Below are 15,684 nucleotides of genomic sequence, written 5' to 3'. Positions count from 1 at the left end.
CGGGCGCGGCCACACGCGCCCATGCCAACCCTGCACAACGACAACCGACGAGGCTTACCGTGGACCTTCAGCGCATACTCGAAAAACTGTTCGTCAATGCCCATGCCGTCGGCATCGAAGGCGTGTTCCAGTTCGACTTCGGCCAGGGACTCAGCTACTGGTCCGAGGTATGCGACAACACGTGCACCGGGCGTGGCCGGCATGACACGCCGGACGTCACCCTCGAGGTGGCCGAAGAAGACTTCCTCGGCATCATGGCGGGCACTGTCGACGTCGAGGAACTGTTCGCCAGTGCACGCCTGAAAATTACCGGCAACATGGGCCTGGCAACCTTGCTGCCGCAGGTTATCAGCAGCGCGCGGCAAGGCGCGACCACCAGCAAGGCAGCAATGAACCAGCGCTACCCCACGCCAGGACGTTACAGTGAGGAAGTCTCGGCAGCCCAACCCGTGCTGTATGAGGTACAACGCCTGTCGCGGGCCGAAATGCCGCCGTCGCGGTTTCACCATGAACACCTTTCAACGGGCGTGCCAGTGGTGCTGAGCGATGCCCTTGGCGACTGGCCGCTGTTCACCATGGGCCGTGACGCTTCGCTGGCCCACTTTGCCGAGCTGCAGGGCATCACCCGGCATGGTGACTACGTGAAGAAGACCTTCTCCACTGATCGCGACTTTCGCGCCACCTCCATGGCTGATTTCATCGCGTCGCTGGACCAGCCGGTCAAGCCTGGCGAGCCGCCCGCCTACATGGGCAACAATATCGTGCCGGAAAAGCTGCAGGCTCTGATCCGCTACCCGGACTACTTCGATCGCCAGCGCTTCATTCCACCGCGCATCTGGATCGGCCCCAAAGGCACCCTTACACCCCTGCACCGGGATGACACCGACAACCTGTTCGCCCAGGTCTGGGGGCAGAAATCGTTCATTCTGGCAGCTCCGCACCATCGCGCCGCACTGGGCACCTGGTCAACCAGCCCGAAGGGCGGCCTGGACGGCTGCGATTTCAACCCCGATGCCCCCGACTACGAACGTTTCCCCGAAGCCCTTAAGGTGCCCTTCCTGCGCGTGCTGTTGCAGGCCGGCGACTTGCTGTTCCTGCCCGAGGGCTGGTTCCACCAGGTAGAGTCAGTGTCCACGTCGCTGTCCGTGAACTTCTGGGTAGACTCAGGACGCGGCTGGTAACCGGCGTGACGGCAACCTGGTCTTGATGGGCCATTGGCGCAGGCGATGGGCCGCGAGGCGGCCCCGACAAAGGTTCAGACTGCCGCGATCAACGCCTCTGCAAAGCGCTGCGCCACGTCATCGATCTGCTCAGCGCTGATGATCAACGGCGGCAGGAAGCGCACCACCGCGCCATGCCGCCCGCCCAACTCCAGAATCAACCCGCGCTTGAGGCACTCGCGCTGCACCGTGGCCGCCAGCTCATGGTTGGCCTGCGGGTACCCCAACGCATCCCGTTCGCCCTGCGGCGCGACCAGTTCGACCCCAAGCATCAAGCCACGCCCGCGTACATCACCCAACTGCGGATAGTCACGTTGCAATTGCTGCAGGTGCTGGCGCAGGCGCAGGCCCATGGCTTCTGCATGCTCGGCCAGGCGATGCTCGACCAGATAGTTGATCACCGCAGAGCCGGCCGCCATGGCCATCTGGTTGCCACGGAAAGTACCGGCATGCGCACCTGGCTTCCAGGTGTCCAGCCAGTCGCGATAGACCACTACCGCCAGCGGCAGGCTGCCACCGATGGCTTTGGACAAGGTGACCACATCGGGCACGATACCGGCGTGCTCGAAGGCGAACATGCGCCCGGTACGGGCAAAGCCGCTCTGGATCTCGTCAACGATCAACGCCACGCCCGCCTGCTCGGTAATGCGCCGCACGCCCTTGAGCCATTCGATGTCGGCCGGAATGACCCCGCCCTCACCCTGCACCACTTCGAGGATCACGGCAGCGGGCAGCGGCACACCGCTTTCCGGGTCGAGCAGCAGGTTTTCCAGGTAATGCAGGTTGGCCTTGACCCCGGCTTCACCGCCCAGGCCGAACGGGCAGCGGTAATCGTAGGGGTACGGCATGAACTGCACACCGCTGCTCAGCAACGCCCCCAGTGGCTGCTTGGGGCCAAGGCTGCCCATCAGACTCAGCGCGCCCTGGCTCATGCCATGGTAGGCGCCATGAAAGGCCAGCACGGTGCTACGCCCGGTTGCGCCACGCACCAGTTTGAGCGCCGCTTCAACGGCGTCGGTACCGGTCGGGCCGCAGAACTGCACCTTGGCCTCGCGACGCAGCGCCTCGGGCAGGATGCCGAACAGGTCCTGGACGAAACGGTCCTTGACCGGTGTGGTCAGATCGAGTGTATGCAGCGGCAGTTCGTCAGCCAGCACGCGCTGGATTGCCTCGATCACTACCGGGTGATTATGCCCCAGCGCCAAGGTGCCAGCGCCAGCCAGGCAGTCGATGAACTGGCGGCCTTCGACATCTTCGACATGAATGCCCCGGGCGCGCTTTAGCGCCAGCGGGATGCGCCGCGGGTAGCTGCGGGCGTTGGACTCTTGCTGTTGCTGGCGTTGTAGCAAAGGCGAATCGGTGAATTCGTACAAAGGTTGCGGCACGCTGGCCGGAACAACCCGGGCAAGGCTGGAAGCGGTGGACATGGGTGAATCCTCGCAAGCAAGCGGATGGGCGGTTATCGCTTTGGAAACGCTTGAGTGCGGGGAGGATTTAGCGGTTGTTACTGGATTTTATTTCTGTCTGTGCCCAGGACGCGCCGGTACCTGCAAGAAGACCCGCAAGCCGTCACTACGGCTGTCAAAGCGCAGGCTGCCGGCACACCGCTGCACGATCGCCTGCACAATCGCCAGCCCCAATCCGCAACCACCACTCTGCCCATTGCGCCAGAAGCGCTCGGTCAGGTGCTCCAGGTCCGCTTCGGCAATCCCTGGCCCGTGGTCGCGCACCATGAAGCCCACCTGGCCGTCCGCCATCTGCACGTCCAGCTCTACGGCTTCATCGCCGCCATGACGCAAGGCGTTGTCCAGCAGGTTGCGCAGCGCTGCCACTGCCAACGGAGCGGGCATGCCCAGGTAGATCTGCGTGGCTTCTTCAGGCAAACGCAGCACGATACGGCGGTTGTCACCCCCTCCGGCGTCCTGCACCGCCTGATGGGCCACCTGCTCGGCACTGCACTGCACGCCGTCCTCGAATGACAGGCTGCCTTCCACCCGCGCCAGCATCAGCAACTGCTCCAGCGTGCGGTGCATGCGGTCGGTGCCCTGCTCGGCATGCTCCAGCGCCTGCTCGCGCACCGCACCGTCGGTCATGCGTGCCACCTGCAGGTGGGTCTTGATCGCGGTCAGCGGGCTGCGCAGTTCATGCGCGGCATCATCGGTCAGGCGCCGCTCACGCTCGAGGGTCTGAGCAATGCGCCGGAACAGCTGGTTCTGGGTTTCCAGCAACGGCTGCAACTCGCTGGGCATGCCCGCCACCTGCAGCGGTTCGACACTGTCTGCACGCCGGCGGCGCAAGGCATCACGCATGCGGTTGAGCGGCTCCAGGCCCTTGCCAAGGCCGATCCACAACAGCCCCAGGCTGCCGAGCAGGGCCATCAGTACCGGCGCCGATGCCGCCAGCAGAATCGACTGGTTCAGCGCCTCGCGCTCCATGTGCCGGTCGGCCGTGGTGATGCGCACATCGCCGTGGTTGTAGGTGAAGGTGCGCCAAAGCGCATCGTCGATGGTCTGGTCACGGAACCCACTGCGCTCGTCGTCCATGGCGCCATCGTGCTTGTGGTTGCTGGCAAGGATCTCGCCACGCAGCGAGGTGACCTGGCAGGCCATGCCATCCGGTACGCTGAACTGGTCGGCGGAAATATGCGCCTCCCCGCCCTTGGCGGTCAGCGGCTGCGGCAACTGGTCGATCAGCCCGGCGACCATACGCGCCGACGCCACCAGGCGCTGGTCGAGGGAAAACATCATCTGCTGGCGCAGGTCTCGCAGCATCCACGCGGCGGCCAGTGCCCAGATGATCACGAAGGCACTGCCGAGGATCAGGCTCAGGCGTACCCGCAGGCTCATGATGCAGCCTCTTGCGGTGCCTGCGCCGGACCCAGCCGGTAGCCCAGGCCACGCACGGTCTCGACAATGCCGTTACCCAGCTTGCGGCGCAGGTGGTGGATGTGCACGTTCAGGGCGTTGCTCTCGACTTCGTCGCTGAAGCCGTACACGCAGTCTTTCAGTTGCTCGCTGGACAGCACTCGCCCGGGGTTCTGCAGCAGCGCCTGAAGCAGGGCCTGCTCGCGGCGGGACAGGTCGACATGCTGGCCGGCCAGGGTCGCCTCGCAGCTGCTCGGGTCATAGCGCAGCGGGCCGTGCTCGATTACGTTCACCGCCCGCCCGGCCACCCGCCGCAGCAAGGTATGCAGGCGTGCGGCCAGCTCGCGCAGATCGAAGGGCTTGAGCAGGTAATCGTCGGCACCGGCCTGCAAGCCATCGACACGATCGGTGACGGCATCGCGGGCGGTGAGCACCAGTACCGGCAGGGTCTCGCCTTTTTCGCGGAGGCGGCGCAGCAGCTTGAGGCCGTCTTCGTCGGGCAGGCCGAGGTCGAGGATCATCACGTCGAACTGCGCGGCCTGCAGCATTGCCCGCGCATCGGCGGCGTTGCCCACACGGTCCACGGTCAGGCCCTGGGCGGTGAGACCGGCGCAGATGCCGGCGGCGATCAGGTCGTCGTCCTCGCAGAGCAGAACGTGCATGGTGGGGCTCCCGGTGTGGTGTGGCTGGTATTGCACCTTGGGCGGATTAAGGGGGGATTATGGACCTTTTGGGGAGGGTTGGGGGAGATCGAGCGCCGTGCGGGTCGCCACCCTTTCCCTCGCAGCCTCAACCCCAATTCCCGAGCTTCTCGAACACAACAGAAACGAAGTCGCCCTTTCCTACAACTGACCCAGAAACCTCTGATCCGAATCCATGATGGGATTTCCCCCTGCACGCGCTGTCAGGGAGACACCTCATGTACCTGGATTACCTCGTGCCCTCCTGGCACGAGATCGAGTCACGTGTCATCGCCATGGTGGGCTACCCAAGCGGTGGCCAGTTCCGCACCGGCCTCAATGAAGAAGTCGCCTCACTGGGCCTCAACCTGCGCCGGATCGAAGCTGTCCGCACAGCCTTCTACCACGCCGAATGGCAGGCGGCGAACATGCTACGCCAGCGCTTCGCCGACCTCGACATCAACAGCATCATCGACGAACTGCTGAGGGTCGTGCAGCAGATGGCGATGATCGTCATCGGCAGCACCGTTACCGGCGGCCTGCTTGGCGCGGGGGTTGGCGCATTCACTGGCGGCGCCGGAACCATTCCGTTCGCTGGCGCAGGCGCGGCCATGGGCCTCAAGGTCAGCGGCTGGATCCTCGGTGCGCTGGGGCTGGCCTCCATTGCCGAGTTCTTCGTCGAGGGCTTGCCGCATATCGGCGAGTACTACGTCGATGGCATCCGCTTCGCCTGGGAAGGTACCTGCGGCAATGAAGGCACCGGCCCGTTCTGCCGGGACGACCCCTATGCGATATCCCGGGCCACGCATCAGATTGCCCAAGGCCATGTGGAAGTCGTGGTGCTGTTGTTGGGGGCAATCGTGTCGTACCTCACCCGCGGGCGCGGCGGGTAGGAGAGCTGACAAGATCAGTCGAAGAACAAGCCAAAGATGGCCGTGCATCAGGCTTTTTAAATGTCAGACTGCACAAATGCTAACAAGATAAGGAGCGCGACAATGGACGAATTTTTCTCCCTCTTCATAGAAGAAATGGGCGAGCCGATTTTCAGGCAGGAGGTGCCACCTTCTAGCATCGAGCGCTACAGCGGTAAATTGCCGAAGAAACTGTTGGAATACTGGACCGAGCACGGATGGTGCGGATATGGTGATGGAATATTCTGGACGGTCAATCCGCAAGACTACGAGGGCGTAGCCGCCTCATTCATAGAAGGCACTGCGCTCGAAGGGCGAGATACCTACCATGTCATCGCTCGGGGCGCCTTTGGTGATCTCTATCTGTACGGAGAAAATTCCGGGTTTTCATTAGACATCGTAGCCCACACTTCACAATACTGCAGCAGAGTGAATGAACTTGATGCAGGCAACATGGACAAGGAGGTGCAAGGCTTCTTTCTATTGGTCGAGCGGGAGTCCAACGACTTTGGCGATTTATTCGAGCCTGCATATAACAAGTTAGGCAAACTCGATCATGATGAGATGTATGGTTTCGTTCCAGCCTTGGCATTCGGTGGCCCCTGCGATCTTGCCCACCTAGAAAAAGTCAAAGCTGTCGAGCACTTAGTACTACTTGCACAGATCTCCACCCTCGAACCCTATAGCTTTTCTGACTTCTAAACACAGTATTGGCTGTGAAAAGCGGCGGATGAGATGCACGGCTTCGTCCGGCGTTGATACTGGATGCGTCTGCCAGCCTGGCCATTCCTGCATGCTCCAGCGCTTGCTCGCGCACCGCACCGTCGGTCAGCCGCCGCTCACGCTCAAGGGTCTGGGCAATGCGCCGGAACAGCTGGTTCTGGGTTTCCAGCAACGTCTGCAACTCGCTGGGCATGCCCGCCACCTGCAGCGGTTCGAGACTGTCCGCACGCCTGCTGCGCAACGCATCACGCACGCAGTTGAGCGGCTCCAGGCCCTTGCCAAGGCCGATCCACAACAGCCCCAGGCTGCCGAGCAGGGCCATTAGTACCGGCGCCGATGCCGCCAGCAGAATCGACTGGTTCAGCGCCTCGCGCTCCATGTGCCGATCGGCCGTGGTGATGCGCACATCGCCGTGGTTGTAGGTGAAGGTGCGCCAAAGCGCATCGTCGATGGTCTGGTCACGGAACCCGCTGCGCTCGTCGTCCATGGCACCATCGTGCTTGTGGTTGCTGGCGAGGATCTCGCCACGCAGCGAGCTGACCTGACAGGCCATGCCATCTGCGGCGCAGGTGGTGGATGTGCACGTTCAGGGCGTTGCTCTCGACTTCGTCGCTGAAACCGTACACGCAGTCTTTCAGTTGCTCGCTGGACAGCACTCGCCCGGGTTCTGCAGCAGCGCCTGGAGCAGGGCCTGCTCACGGCGGGACCCAATTCCCGAGCTTCTCGAACACAACAGAAACGAAGTTGCCCTTTCCTACAACTGACCCAGAAACCTCTGATCCGAATCCATGATGGGATTTCCCCCTGCACACGTTGTCAGGGAGACACCTCATGTACCTGGATTACCTCGTGCCCTCATGGCACGAGATCGAGTCACGTGTCATCGCCATGGTGGGCTACCCAAGCGGTGGCCAGTTCCGCACCGGCCTCAATGAAGAGGTCGCCTCGCTGGGCCTCAACCTGCGCCGGATCGAAGCTGTCCGCACAGCCTTTTACCACGCTGAATGGCAGGCGGCGCACATGCTACGCCAGCGCTTCGCCGACCTCGACATCAACAGCATCATCGACGAACTGCTGAGGGTCGTGCAGCAGACGGCGATGATCGTCGTCGGCAGCACCATTACCGGTGGCCTGCTTGGCGCGGGGGCTGGCCTCCATTGCCGAGTTCTTCGTCGAAGGCTTGCCGCATATCGACGAGTACTACGTCGATGGCATCCGCTTCGCCTGGGAAGGCACCTGCGGCAATGAAGGTACCGGCCCGTTCTGGGTCAACTCCAGCATTGGTGCTCAATGGCGAAATAGACTAGCCAGCATAAAAGAGGCCGCGGAAAAATCGCCGAAATTCGGCACCCACTCGACTTACATGAATGTAAGACTTCATAAGTGCTAACGACAAGAGGCATCGCAAATGGATGAGGTATTCTCCATATTCCTTGACAATATAGGCGCGCCTTTTTCCCGTCGAGAGGTGCCCCCATCCAGCATTGATCGCTATAACGGAAAACTTCCAGAGTTGTTACTTGCATACTGGAAAGAGCATGGATGGTGTGGTTTTGGCGAAGGTATATTCTGGCTGGTTAATCCACAGGACTATGAGGGCGTTGTCTCATCCTGGACCGAGGACACCCTCCTTGAAAACCGGGACACTTACCACTTGATTGCCAAAAGCGCTTTCGGCGACCTGTATCTTTGGGGAGAGAACAGTGGCTTTTCAGTAAAAATCACAAGTCTTCTGTCCCGTTACACAGGTGAAAACTGCACACTCACTGAAACGGAAGCAACCAGAGAGGTCCAAAGCTTCTTTCTATCAAGAAAAAAAGAACACAACGACTTTGAAAGCCTTTTTGAGCCCGCGAAGAAAAAGCTGGGCATCTTGAAAGAAGATGAGATATATGCATTTGTTCCTGCATTGATGCTGGGAGGGCGCCCCGACCTCAAAAACCTAGAAAAACTTAAAGCAATAGAGCATTTGATTTTGCTGTCTCAAATCACCAAACTCGAACCCTACAGCTTCTCTGACTTCTGAGCACACAAAAGGACCTAAACGAATGGATGTCATCTTCAGCATTTTCCTGGAAACCTTCGGCGAACCCATCGGCCAGCAACCCGTACCACCTGCCGCTGTCGATCATTACCAAGGCAAACTCCCCAATCGCCTCCTTGAATACTGGCAAGACCACGGCTGGTGCGGCTACGGCGGCGGCTTGTTCTGGCTTGTAAATCCTCAGGAATACCAGGGTGTAGTGGCCTCTTGGTTGGCAGGTACGCACTTCGAAGCATGCGACACTTATCACCTCATCGCCCGCAGCGCTTTTGGCGACCTGTACCTATGGGGTGAGAAAACCGGTTCGGTGCTGACCATCGCGACCTACCATTCCCGTTACCTCGATGGCGCTCACAGCTCAGGCGACGAAGAACGGGACAACAAGATGCACGGTTTGCTCATGTGGCTGATGACCGAGTGCGTCTACTTCGACGACCTGTTCGAACCTGCCAGGGAACGGCTCGGCACCCTGGGCTCAGACGAAATGTATGGCTTTGTCCCCGCCTTGATGCTGGGAGGCCCAGACAGCCTTGAGCGTCTTGAAAAGCTGAAGGCAGTGGAGCATCTGGTGCTGCTTTCCCAACTGAGCGAACTCGAACCCTATGAACTCACTGGCGAAGAAGATGAATAGCCTTTGACGAACGCATTCAAGGGCGCACCGCATCCGGCCTATCGACATCCTGCAACACACCGGCATCCTGCACCTCTAGCCTGACGCAAACCGCCGGGTTGGCCTTGACCACCGAACGCGCCCCTTCATCACCCTTCAGCCGGGCAAGCGCCGGCCAGAAATCACGCCCGAACAACACCGGATGGCCCTGTCGTCCGGCATGACAAGGCAGGACTATCATTGACCCACTGGCCTCGCGTGCAAGCAAATCCAGGGTCGCGGACGCCACCCAGGGCATATCACCCAACAGAATCGCTACTGCCTGCGCCTCGCTGTCAGCCAGCGAAGCGGCCCCGGCCGCCAGGCTATGGCCCATGCCCAATGTGAAATCCGGACTGGAGACCACCCTGCACCGCGCTGGCAACCCCAGGTCCACACCTCGCTCCCCTTCACGCAACACCACCCGCACATCATCGAACACTGCGCAGGCGCTCTCTACGCTGTGCACCAGCAAGCTTCGACCGTCAGCCAGCAGCGAACGGCGCTTGTCAGAGCCGAAACGCACACTGCTGCCTGCCGCCAATACCAACGCAACCACGCTCACAGCGCCGCCCGCTCGATGCCGTTGCGCGCACGAAGGATATCGGCCAGTACCGCCAGGGCGATCTCGGCCGGGGTCTTGCTGCCCAGGTTCAGGCCAATCGGCGCATGGATGCGCGCCAGCTCGTCGCAACCCAGGCCACCAATTCGCTGCAAGCGTTCGCGACGCTTGTCGGAGGTGGTCTTGGAGCCCATCACGCCGATGTAGAACGCTTCGGTACGCACGGCTTCAAGCATGGCCAGGTCATCGATTTTTGGATCATGGGTCAATGCCACCACTGCCGTATCGGCATGGCATCCGCCGTTGGCGATGAATTCCGACGGTAGCTCGCGGCGTACCTCTATGCCATTCAGCACGACGCCGTCGAGCACTTCATCACGCGGCTCGCAAAGGATGACCTCAAAACCCAGCCCTCTGCCGAATTCGGCACAAAAATGCGCCACGCTGGAGTAGCCGGCCAGCAGCAGCCGCTGGGCGGCGCCGACACGCAAGCGCACCCGGGAATTTTCCCGTTCGACCCGTGGCCCCTGACTATGGTCATCGAGCAGCTGGCGGGTACCCGTTGGCAGGCTCACCTCACGCAGTACCCGGCGCTGGCCCAGCAGCGCACGTTCCAGCTCACGCAGATGCGCCTGCACCTCGCATTCAACCGGCAGGTTCTCCACCAGTACTTCCAGCACACCGCCACACGGCAGGCGAACGCGCGAACGCGGGTCGCTGCCGTCGCCATAACGCACGATGGCAACCGGCTCCGGAAACTCACCCAGGGCCACACGCTCGAGAAAGTCGTCTTCGACGCAGCCACCGGACAGCGAGCCCAGCCACTGGCCGCTGGCGTTCACCGCCAGCAGCGAACCCGGTGCACGCGGCGCCGAGCCGTAGGTGGCGAGCACCGTGCACAACCATACGCGCTGGCCGTTGCAGGACCACTGCAAAGCCTGACGGACCACCTGTAGATCGAGATGCTGCACGCTTTACTCCGCCTTCAGCTCGGCGAGCTGCTGTACGTTCAGGTCACCGGGCAATCCACCCCAGGCCTGGCGCAGGTAGTTGACCATATCCGTCACCTGTTGGTCATCCAGCTTGTCGGCAAAGCCCGGCATCGGCTGCATGCGCTCGAAGCCGGTGAACTGCTGTTCACGGATGCCCTCGAGGATCACCTTGACCAGATTGCGCGAATCGGCCTGGCGCAGCACGGTGTTGCCGCGCATGGCCACGGCGATGTGCGGCTTGCCCTCGCCGTCGACCCCATGGCAGCCGGCGCAGACGTTCAGGTACTGCTGGTGGCCCCGCTTGGCACTGTCGCTCATCTGCTCCAGGGCAACAGTCTCGATAGCCTTGGCCGGCGGCGGCTGGTCGCCCAGCAGGTAGGTGGCCATGGCCGCAAGGTCTGCATCTTCCAGGTGCTGGGTGCTGTGGTGCACCACCGGGTACATCTCGTTGAACATGCTGCCCTGGGCGCTGATGCCGTGCTTGAGGAAGGTGGTCAGGTCCGGCTGGGTCCAGCCGCGCTCGGCCAGGTCCTGGGCCAACAGGCTTGGCGCCAGGTAGCCACCCAACAGGCCGCCGCTCAGGCGCTGGTCCTGCTGCAGCGCACCGATCGGGTTGCGCGGGGTATGGCATTCGCCACAATGGCCCATGACCTCGACCATGTACTGGCCGCGCTGCCAGGCCGGGCTTTTGCCCTCGGTCGGCTGCAGTTGCACGCTCTTGCCATACAGCATGTTCCAGCCGCTGAGGCCCATGCGCACGTTGAACGGGAAGCGCAGCGCGGTCTGCGGTGCCGGGCGGTTGATCGGCGGTATGGTCATCAGGTAGGCGAGGATCGCGTCCGAATCTTCACGCTTGATCAGGTGGTACGAGGTGTAAGGCATCGCAGGATAGAGGTTGGCGCCGTCCTTGCGCTTGCCCTCGGTGACTGCTGCGAAGAACTCGTCGGCGCTGTAGTTGCCGATGCCGTACTGTTTGTCCGGGGTGATATTGCTGCCATAAATGGTGCCGAACGGCGAATGTATCGGCAGGCCGCCCGCATACGGCGCGCCGCCTTCGGCAGTATGGCAGGCCATGCAGTCGGCCGCGCGGGCCAGGTATTCACCGCGCTTGACCTGCGCATCATCGGCCGCCAGGGCAAACGAACTGGCAGCCAGCCCGAGGACCAACGCCGAGGCGCTACGTACGAAGCCCATGTTCAACCCTCCTTGACCAGGCCGAGATCGTTGAGCACCTTGCGGGTGGCATCGTAGTAACGCACGTAGCCTGTGCAGCGGCAGATGTGGTGACCGAGGCTGGCCTCGATGCGGTCTTGCACCTCGCTCTTCTTCAGCGGCTGGCGCTGGGCCGTTTCCACCAGCACGGTAGCCGCGTTGACGAAGCCTGGGGCGCAGTAGCTGCACTGGAAGGCGAACAGGTCGACGAACTTCTGCTGGATCGGGTTGAGCGTCAGGTTGCCGGCCTCGTCTTTCTTGGCATGGCCTTCGATGGTGCGAACCTTCTTGCCTTCGAAGTAATGGGCGCCGGTGATGCAGGTGCGCACTTCCTCGCTGGTGCCGTCGGGGTTGTCGACGATCACCACGCAGGCGTGGCAGATGCCCTGGCCGCAGCCCAGGCGCGAACCGGTGAGGTTCTGGTGTTCGTGCAGGTAGTCGATCATCGCCAGGTCCGCAGGGACCTCGACCGGCCCGACCGGTTGGCCATTGAGCGTCAGTTGCAGTGGACGGTTAGCCATTGAGGGCCTCCTTGATACGGGCTGGGGTGATGGGGAGATCGCGCACGCGCTTGCCGATGGCATGCGCGACGGCATTGCCGATGGCACCGACGACCGGGATCATCACCACTTCGGCGATGCCCTTGGACGGGTCGGTCGGTGACAGCGGCGGGAGGATTTCGCTGGTCTGCTGCCACACCGCCACATCGCGCGCATGCGGCAGGCGGTAGCGGTTGAAGTTCCAGTCGCCCTCCCCGGGCCCACCCTCGTACAACGGCATTTCTTCGGTCAGTGCATGGCCAATGCCCATGGCGATCCCGCCTTCAAGCTGGCCCTTGACCAGTTCCGGCACCAGCACACGGCCACACTCGACCCAACTGTGGTGGTTGAGCACCTGCGTCTCCAAGGTGCCTTTGTTGACCTTGACCTCGACGATGGTCGCCACCGGACTGTAGTAGGTGACCATGGCATTGTTCAGCTGGGTGTCGGGGTAGGCCGCATTCTGCCGGTCGAGCAGGTGGTAGCCATGGCTGTTCATCTGCGCCTTCTTGGCATTCACCGCCCCATCGCCGTATTTCACCGCCACCGCGTCGAGCGGTAAACGCTCGCGCACGCCGTCGATGACGAAGTCGGCCTCGGCCCAGCTCCAGCGGTTGAAACCGTGCACACTGGCGCCGGTGACCAAGCCCATGTCGTGGGCCTTCTGTGCGAGCTGGGCGAACGGAATCGGCTGCAGACCGTTACCGGTCAGCTCTCCGTTGACCCACACCGCATTTTCGCGGCGCACCACCAGTGGGTTGGCCTGGCCGCCATATGGGCCCTGGCTCCAGATCGCCATGGCCGCCGGCCACAGGCCATGGTTGAACAGCACACGCGCCGCTTCGCGGGTGGCATGGCTGAAGTAGAAGGCCGAGTTGGTCGCCGACGATGGCGACGCCAGCTTGCCGACCCAGCGCGGGTTGCGCAGCGCGGCGTCCTGCTCAGGCTGGCTGATCAGGTACGGGTTGCCGCTGGTGCTCAGTTGCAGCTCAGGCCATTCGGTGACTGCCGTCTTTACCTCGTCGGCCGAGCGGCCAAGGAAATCGCTGACCACCAAAGCCTGGGAGGTGGACATGCCGGTACCCAGCTCGGTGCCGATGTGGCGCAGGCTGATACGCCCGTCGCGGCTGAATTCGATGCTGGCCATCGGTGCTTCGGAGCCCGTGCCGAAGTCCTTCTGGCAAATGGCAAAGCCCACCCCGTACCAGTGGTCCTGATCCTGCGCGTCCATCTGCCGCTTGCGTGCGTCGCGGTCGCGCCACCATTCATGCACAGCGGCCTTGTCGAGGATCTCGTAAAGCCGCAGCGCGCCCGCCGGCACCGCGCCCTGGGTGTTCTTCATGCCCGATTTCAGCGCGTTGGCGCGGCGCAGGGCGATGGCATCGACCCCCAGGCGGCCGGCGATCTCATCCACCATCATCTCGGTGGCTGCCATGCTCTGCAGGGTGCCATAACCGCGCATGGAGCCGGCCTCGACACCGCGGGAATAGTAGGCAGTAACCGACAGGTCGTTCTGCGGCATGTAGTAGATCGACTGCGCTGCAGTGGCGCCTACGGCTGCCACCGACGGGCTGTAGTTGATGCGCCCGCCGCCGTCGCAGCTCATGTCGGCGCGGAAGATCTTGAAGCTGTTGTCCTTCTTGTCCACCGCCAGCTGGTAGCGGATATCGAAGGCATGGCGCTTGATGCCGCTCTGGAACTGCTCGTAGCGGTCGTTGGCCAGGCGGATCGGCACGCCGGCGCCGTACAGCGCGGCCACCGCGGCATAGAAGACGAAGATATTGTTGTCTTTTGAGCCATAGCCCACGGTGTAGCCCGGGTGCATGTTCAGCGTGTTCAGGGCGAAGCGCGACGGCTTGATCATGTGCACGCATTCCTGCGCCACTTCGAACGGGCACTGGGTGGCGACCACGAAGTGCAGCGTGCCCGTGGCCGGGTCGTACCAGCCGTTGCCGTTGTCCGGCTCCAGCGCGGCAGGTTCGATGGACGGCGTCTTGTAGCGCTCGTCGAACACCAGCCAGTCCTCGGGCGGGTTGTCCAGCTGCTCGGCCATGCGCTTGGCGTAGAACAACCCCTGCTCGGTCAGGTCGCCGTGCTGGTTGGGCTGCTTCGACCACACCGGCTTGCGGTTGAGGATGGTGGGGAACAGCATGGAGTTCTTCAGGCTGGAGAACTCATCGTCGTCGAACGGCGTGGCGCCGCCCACCCGCACGAAGCGGAAGCTGCCATAAGGGTCGCGCTGGTACAGCGGCGCCTGGGCACCGTAACGGATCGCCTGCTGATTGAACTGCAGCTTGCGCTTGGCCTGGCGGAAGCGCTCGAAGTCGTGCCAGATCAGGATCGCCACCGGGTGGCCGATGAACATCGGCACCTTGCCGGGCGGCAGCAGCGGGTCGGGCGAATGGGCCTCGGGCCAGGCAATGCCGTCCTGTTCGAGGTCGGCGGCAGTGACGATGCGGTCCGGCTGCAGGTCGGTGCCGAGCAGGCTGAGGTCATGCCCGGCATAGATACGATCAACCGTGGTGGCCTTGAGCAGCAGCGCATGGCCCTGCTGCGCGGGCCAGCCGGGCATGTCCTTGGCGCGGATGTCGCGGGCGAACACCTTGTCGCCGCAGACCTTGGACAAGGCATCGTTACGGAAACGCGCCTTGCCATCATGGTTCATCCACTTCTGCGGCGAAGTGGTGACGCGCTCCTCCATCAGCGCGGCGAATGCCTGGCTGCCTAATGGCGCCATGGTCACACCGACACCAGCGATCAGGCCGCCTTGCAAAAAAGCGCGCCGGGAAATATCACGGTTGGACATGTTGGATCCTCTGGGCAGCAGGGGGTCTGCCCTGTTTTTGATTCTAGTACTGGCGGGAAAGCTGACTCGTGCGTCAACTTTACAGCAATTGGGTGGGCATAGGCAAAGTCAAGCCGACAATATGTCGCGGTGTGTCTGGGGTGACGGGCGGGATTGGGGGGGCTGGTAGGTGTTCGCCTGGGGGGGCAGCGCCTGGGGGGCAGCGCCTGGGGTTTTCAGCGCCTGGGGTTTTCAGCGCCTGGGGGATCGAGCGCCGCCCGCGCGGCGCATCGCGAGCTGCGCTCGCTCCTACGTTTGTTTCAGGCCAGTCATGCCTGTGACAGGCGCGCGCGACCGCCTTGTTGGTACGACGTAATATCTCGGCATACGCCAAGGCGTTCGCGCGCGAATCCCACAGAAATAATTGGCCCGAAACAAACGTAGGAGCGAGCGCAGCTCGCGATGCGCCGCGCGGGCGGCGCTCGATCCCCCAGGCGCTGAAA

The 15,684-nt window shown here is 62.5% G+C and carries 13 protein-coding genes and 4 pseudogenes; 7 read left to right on the top strand and 10 right to left on the bottom strand.

Features of this window, described 5'->3' with window-relative positions; genetic code table 11:
• The first annotated feature begins 59 nt into the window (after positions 1–59).
• Positions 60–1,181 carry a cupin-like domain-containing protein gene (locus QCL51_RS08095; protein WP_103444706.1) on the top strand — a complete coding sequence of 374 codons (1,122 nt, stop codon included), beginning with the start codon at positions 60–62 and terminating at the stop codon, positions 1,179–1,181.
• Between the two features lie 74 nt (positions 1,182–1,255).
• Here the strand turns inward: QCL51_RS08095 and QCL51_RS08090 are convergent, their stop codons facing one another.
• The 3 genes from QCL51_RS08090 to QCL51_RS08080 form a co-directional block, all read right to left on the bottom strand.
• Positions 1,256–2,647: an aspartate aminotransferase family protein gene (locus tag QCL51_RS08090; RefSeq protein ID WP_053870493.1), complete on the bottom strand. Its 1,392-nt coding sequence runs from the start codon at positions 2,645–2,647 to the stop codon at positions 1,256–1,258.
• Positions 2,648–2,734: 87 nt separating this feature from the next.
• A complete protein-coding gene (locus QCL51_RS08085) occupies positions 2,735–4,066 on the bottom strand; it encodes an ATP-binding protein (protein WP_028698360.1) in 1,332 nt (443 codons plus the stop codon).
• On the bottom strand, positions 4,063–4,746 hold the full coding sequence (locus QCL51_RS08080; RefSeq protein WP_020193358.1) for a response regulator transcription factor: 684 nt from the start codon (positions 4,744–4,746) through the stop codon (positions 4,063–4,065). Before QCL51_RS08080 ends, QCL51_RS08085 begins: the two co-directional genes overlap by 4 nt.
• A 257-nt stretch (positions 4,747–5,003) precedes the next feature.
• On the opposite strand from QCL51_RS08080, the pseudogene QCL51_RS08075 reads away from it, so the two are divergent.
• Both QCL51_RS08075 and QCL51_RS08070 read left to right on the top strand, forming a co-directional pair.
• Positions 5,004–5,651, top strand: a pseudogene (locus tag QCL51_RS08075) (DUF6861 domain-containing protein); the annotation flags it as partial.
• A gap of 108 nt (positions 5,652–5,759) precedes the next feature.
• Complete coding sequence (locus QCL51_RS08070) at positions 5,760–6,377, top strand: GAD-like domain-containing protein (RefSeq protein ID WP_103444708.1); 618 nt, start codon at positions 5,760–5,762, stop codon at positions 6,375–6,377.
• 127 nt (positions 6,378–6,504) lie between these two features.
• Here the strand turns inward: QCL51_RS08070 and QCL51_RS08065 are convergent.
• Positions 6,505–6,957: pseudogene (locus QCL51_RS08065) on the bottom strand (two-component sensor histidine kinase); the annotation flags it as partial.
• Positions 6,956–7,104: pseudogene (locus QCL51_RS08060) on the bottom strand (helix-turn-helix domain-containing protein); the annotation flags it as partial. The pseudogenes QCL51_RS08060 and QCL51_RS08065, both read right to left, overlap by 2 nt.
• A 125-nt stretch (positions 7,105–7,229) precedes the next feature.
• On the opposite strand from QCL51_RS08060, the pseudogene QCL51_RS08055 reads away from it, so the two are divergent.
• From QCL51_RS08055 to QCL51_RS08040, 4 genes and pseudogenes are all read left to right on the top strand, one after another.
• A pseudogene (locus tag QCL51_RS08055) lies at positions 7,230–7,662 on the top strand (DUF6861 domain-containing protein); the annotation flags it as partial.
• 15 nt (positions 7,663–7,677) lie between these two features.
• A complete protein-coding gene (locus tag QCL51_RS08050) occupies positions 7,678–7,788 on the top strand; it encodes a hypothetical protein (RefSeq protein ID WP_230065350.1) in 111 nt (36 codons plus the stop codon).
• A gap of 18 nt (positions 7,789–7,806) precedes the next feature.
• The gene (locus tag QCL51_RS08045) at positions 7,807–8,424 is read left to right on the top strand and encodes a GAD-like domain-containing protein (RefSeq protein ID WP_028698362.1); all 618 of its coding nucleotides are present in this window, start codon (positions 7,807–7,809) and stop codon (positions 8,422–8,424) included.
• Between the two features lie 22 nt (positions 8,425–8,446).
• Complete coding sequence (locus QCL51_RS08040; protein WP_135192983.1) at positions 8,447–9,073, top strand: GAD-like domain-containing protein; 627 nt, start codon at positions 8,447–8,449, stop codon at positions 9,071–9,073.
• A 16-nt stretch (positions 9,074–9,089) separates the two neighbouring features.
• Here QCL51_RS08040 and QCL51_RS08035 read toward each other — a convergent pair whose 3' ends face one another.
• From QCL51_RS08035 to QCL51_RS08015, 5 genes are read right to left on the bottom strand one after another with little or no spacing between them, the layout of a single operon-like run.
• Positions 9,090–9,656, bottom strand: a complete 567-nt coding sequence (locus QCL51_RS08035; RefSeq protein ID WP_338444733.1) for a nucleotidyltransferase family protein — start codon at positions 9,654–9,656, stop codon at positions 9,090–9,092.
• Complete coding sequence (locus QCL51_RS08030; protein ID WP_338444732.1) at positions 9,653–10,624, bottom strand: XdhC family protein; 972 nt, start codon at positions 10,622–10,624, stop codon at positions 9,653–9,655. Before QCL51_RS08030 ends, QCL51_RS08035 begins: the two co-directional genes overlap by 4 nt.
• A gap of 3 nt (positions 10,625–10,627) precedes the next feature.
• Positions 10,628–11,839: a cytochrome c gene (locus tag QCL51_RS08025; protein WP_028698365.1), complete on the bottom strand. Its 1,212-nt coding sequence runs from the start codon at positions 11,837–11,839 to the stop codon at positions 10,628–10,630.
• Positions 11,840–11,841: 2 nt separating this feature from the next.
• Positions 11,842–12,378: a (2Fe-2S)-binding protein gene (locus tag QCL51_RS08020; protein WP_084850713.1), complete on the bottom strand. Its 537-nt coding sequence runs from the start codon at positions 12,376–12,378 to the stop codon at positions 11,842–11,844.
• Entirely contained in the window at positions 12,371–15,202 is a 2,832-nt protein-coding gene (locus QCL51_RS08015) for a xanthine dehydrogenase family protein molybdopterin-binding subunit (RefSeq protein ID WP_338444731.1), read from the bottom strand. The genes QCL51_RS08020 and QCL51_RS08015 overlap by 8 nt, the downstream gene beginning before the upstream one ends.
• Between the last annotated feature and the right edge of the window lie 482 nt (positions 15,203–15,684).

The organism is Pseudomonas sp. LTR0 (assembly GCF_036630035.1).
GTDB classification, from domain to species: Bacteria; Pseudomonadota; Gammaproteobacteria; order Pseudomonadales; family Pseudomonadaceae; genus Aquipseudomonas; species Aquipseudomonas putida_Y.
Note: the sequence above shows the minus strand (reverse complement) of the source record. Positions and strands in the feature narration are given on the sequence as shown.

Bases quoted from the DNA above. Each gene is read 5' to 3' on its own strand.
- QCL51_RS08015 (WP_338444731.1), bottom strand. From the start codon at position 15,202: ATGTCCAACCGTGATATTTCCCGGCGCGCTTTTTTGCAAGGCGGCCTG.
- QCL51_RS08070 (WP_103444708.1), top strand. From the start codon at position 5,760: ATGGACGAATTTTTCTCCCTCTTCATAGAAGAAATGGGCGAGCCGATT.
- QCL51_RS08090 (WP_053870493.1), bottom strand. From the start codon at position 2,647: ATGTCCACCGCTTCCAGCCTTGCCCGGGTTGTTCCGGCCAGCGTGCCG.
- QCL51_RS08020 (WP_084850713.1), bottom strand. From the start codon at position 12,378: ATGGCTAACCGTCCACTGCAACTGACGCTCAATGGCCAACCGGTCGGG.
- QCL51_RS08085 (WP_028698360.1), bottom strand. From the start codon at position 4,066: ATGAGCCTGCGGGTACGCCTGAGCCTGATCCTCGGCAGTGCCTTCGTG.
- QCL51_RS08040 (WP_135192983.1), top strand. From the start codon at position 8,447: ATGGATGTCATCTTCAGCATTTTCCTGGAAACCTTCGGCGAACCCATC.
- QCL51_RS08080 (WP_020193358.1), bottom strand. From the start codon at position 4,746: ATGCACGTTCTGCTCTGCGAGGACGACGACCTGATCGCCGCCGGCATC.
- QCL51_RS08045 (WP_028698362.1), top strand. From the start codon at position 7,807: ATGGATGAGGTATTCTCCATATTCCTTGACAATATAGGCGCGCCTTTT.
- QCL51_RS08025 (WP_028698365.1), bottom strand. From the start codon at position 11,839: ATGGGCTTCGTACGTAGCGCCTCGGCGTTGGTCCTCGGGCTGGCTGCC.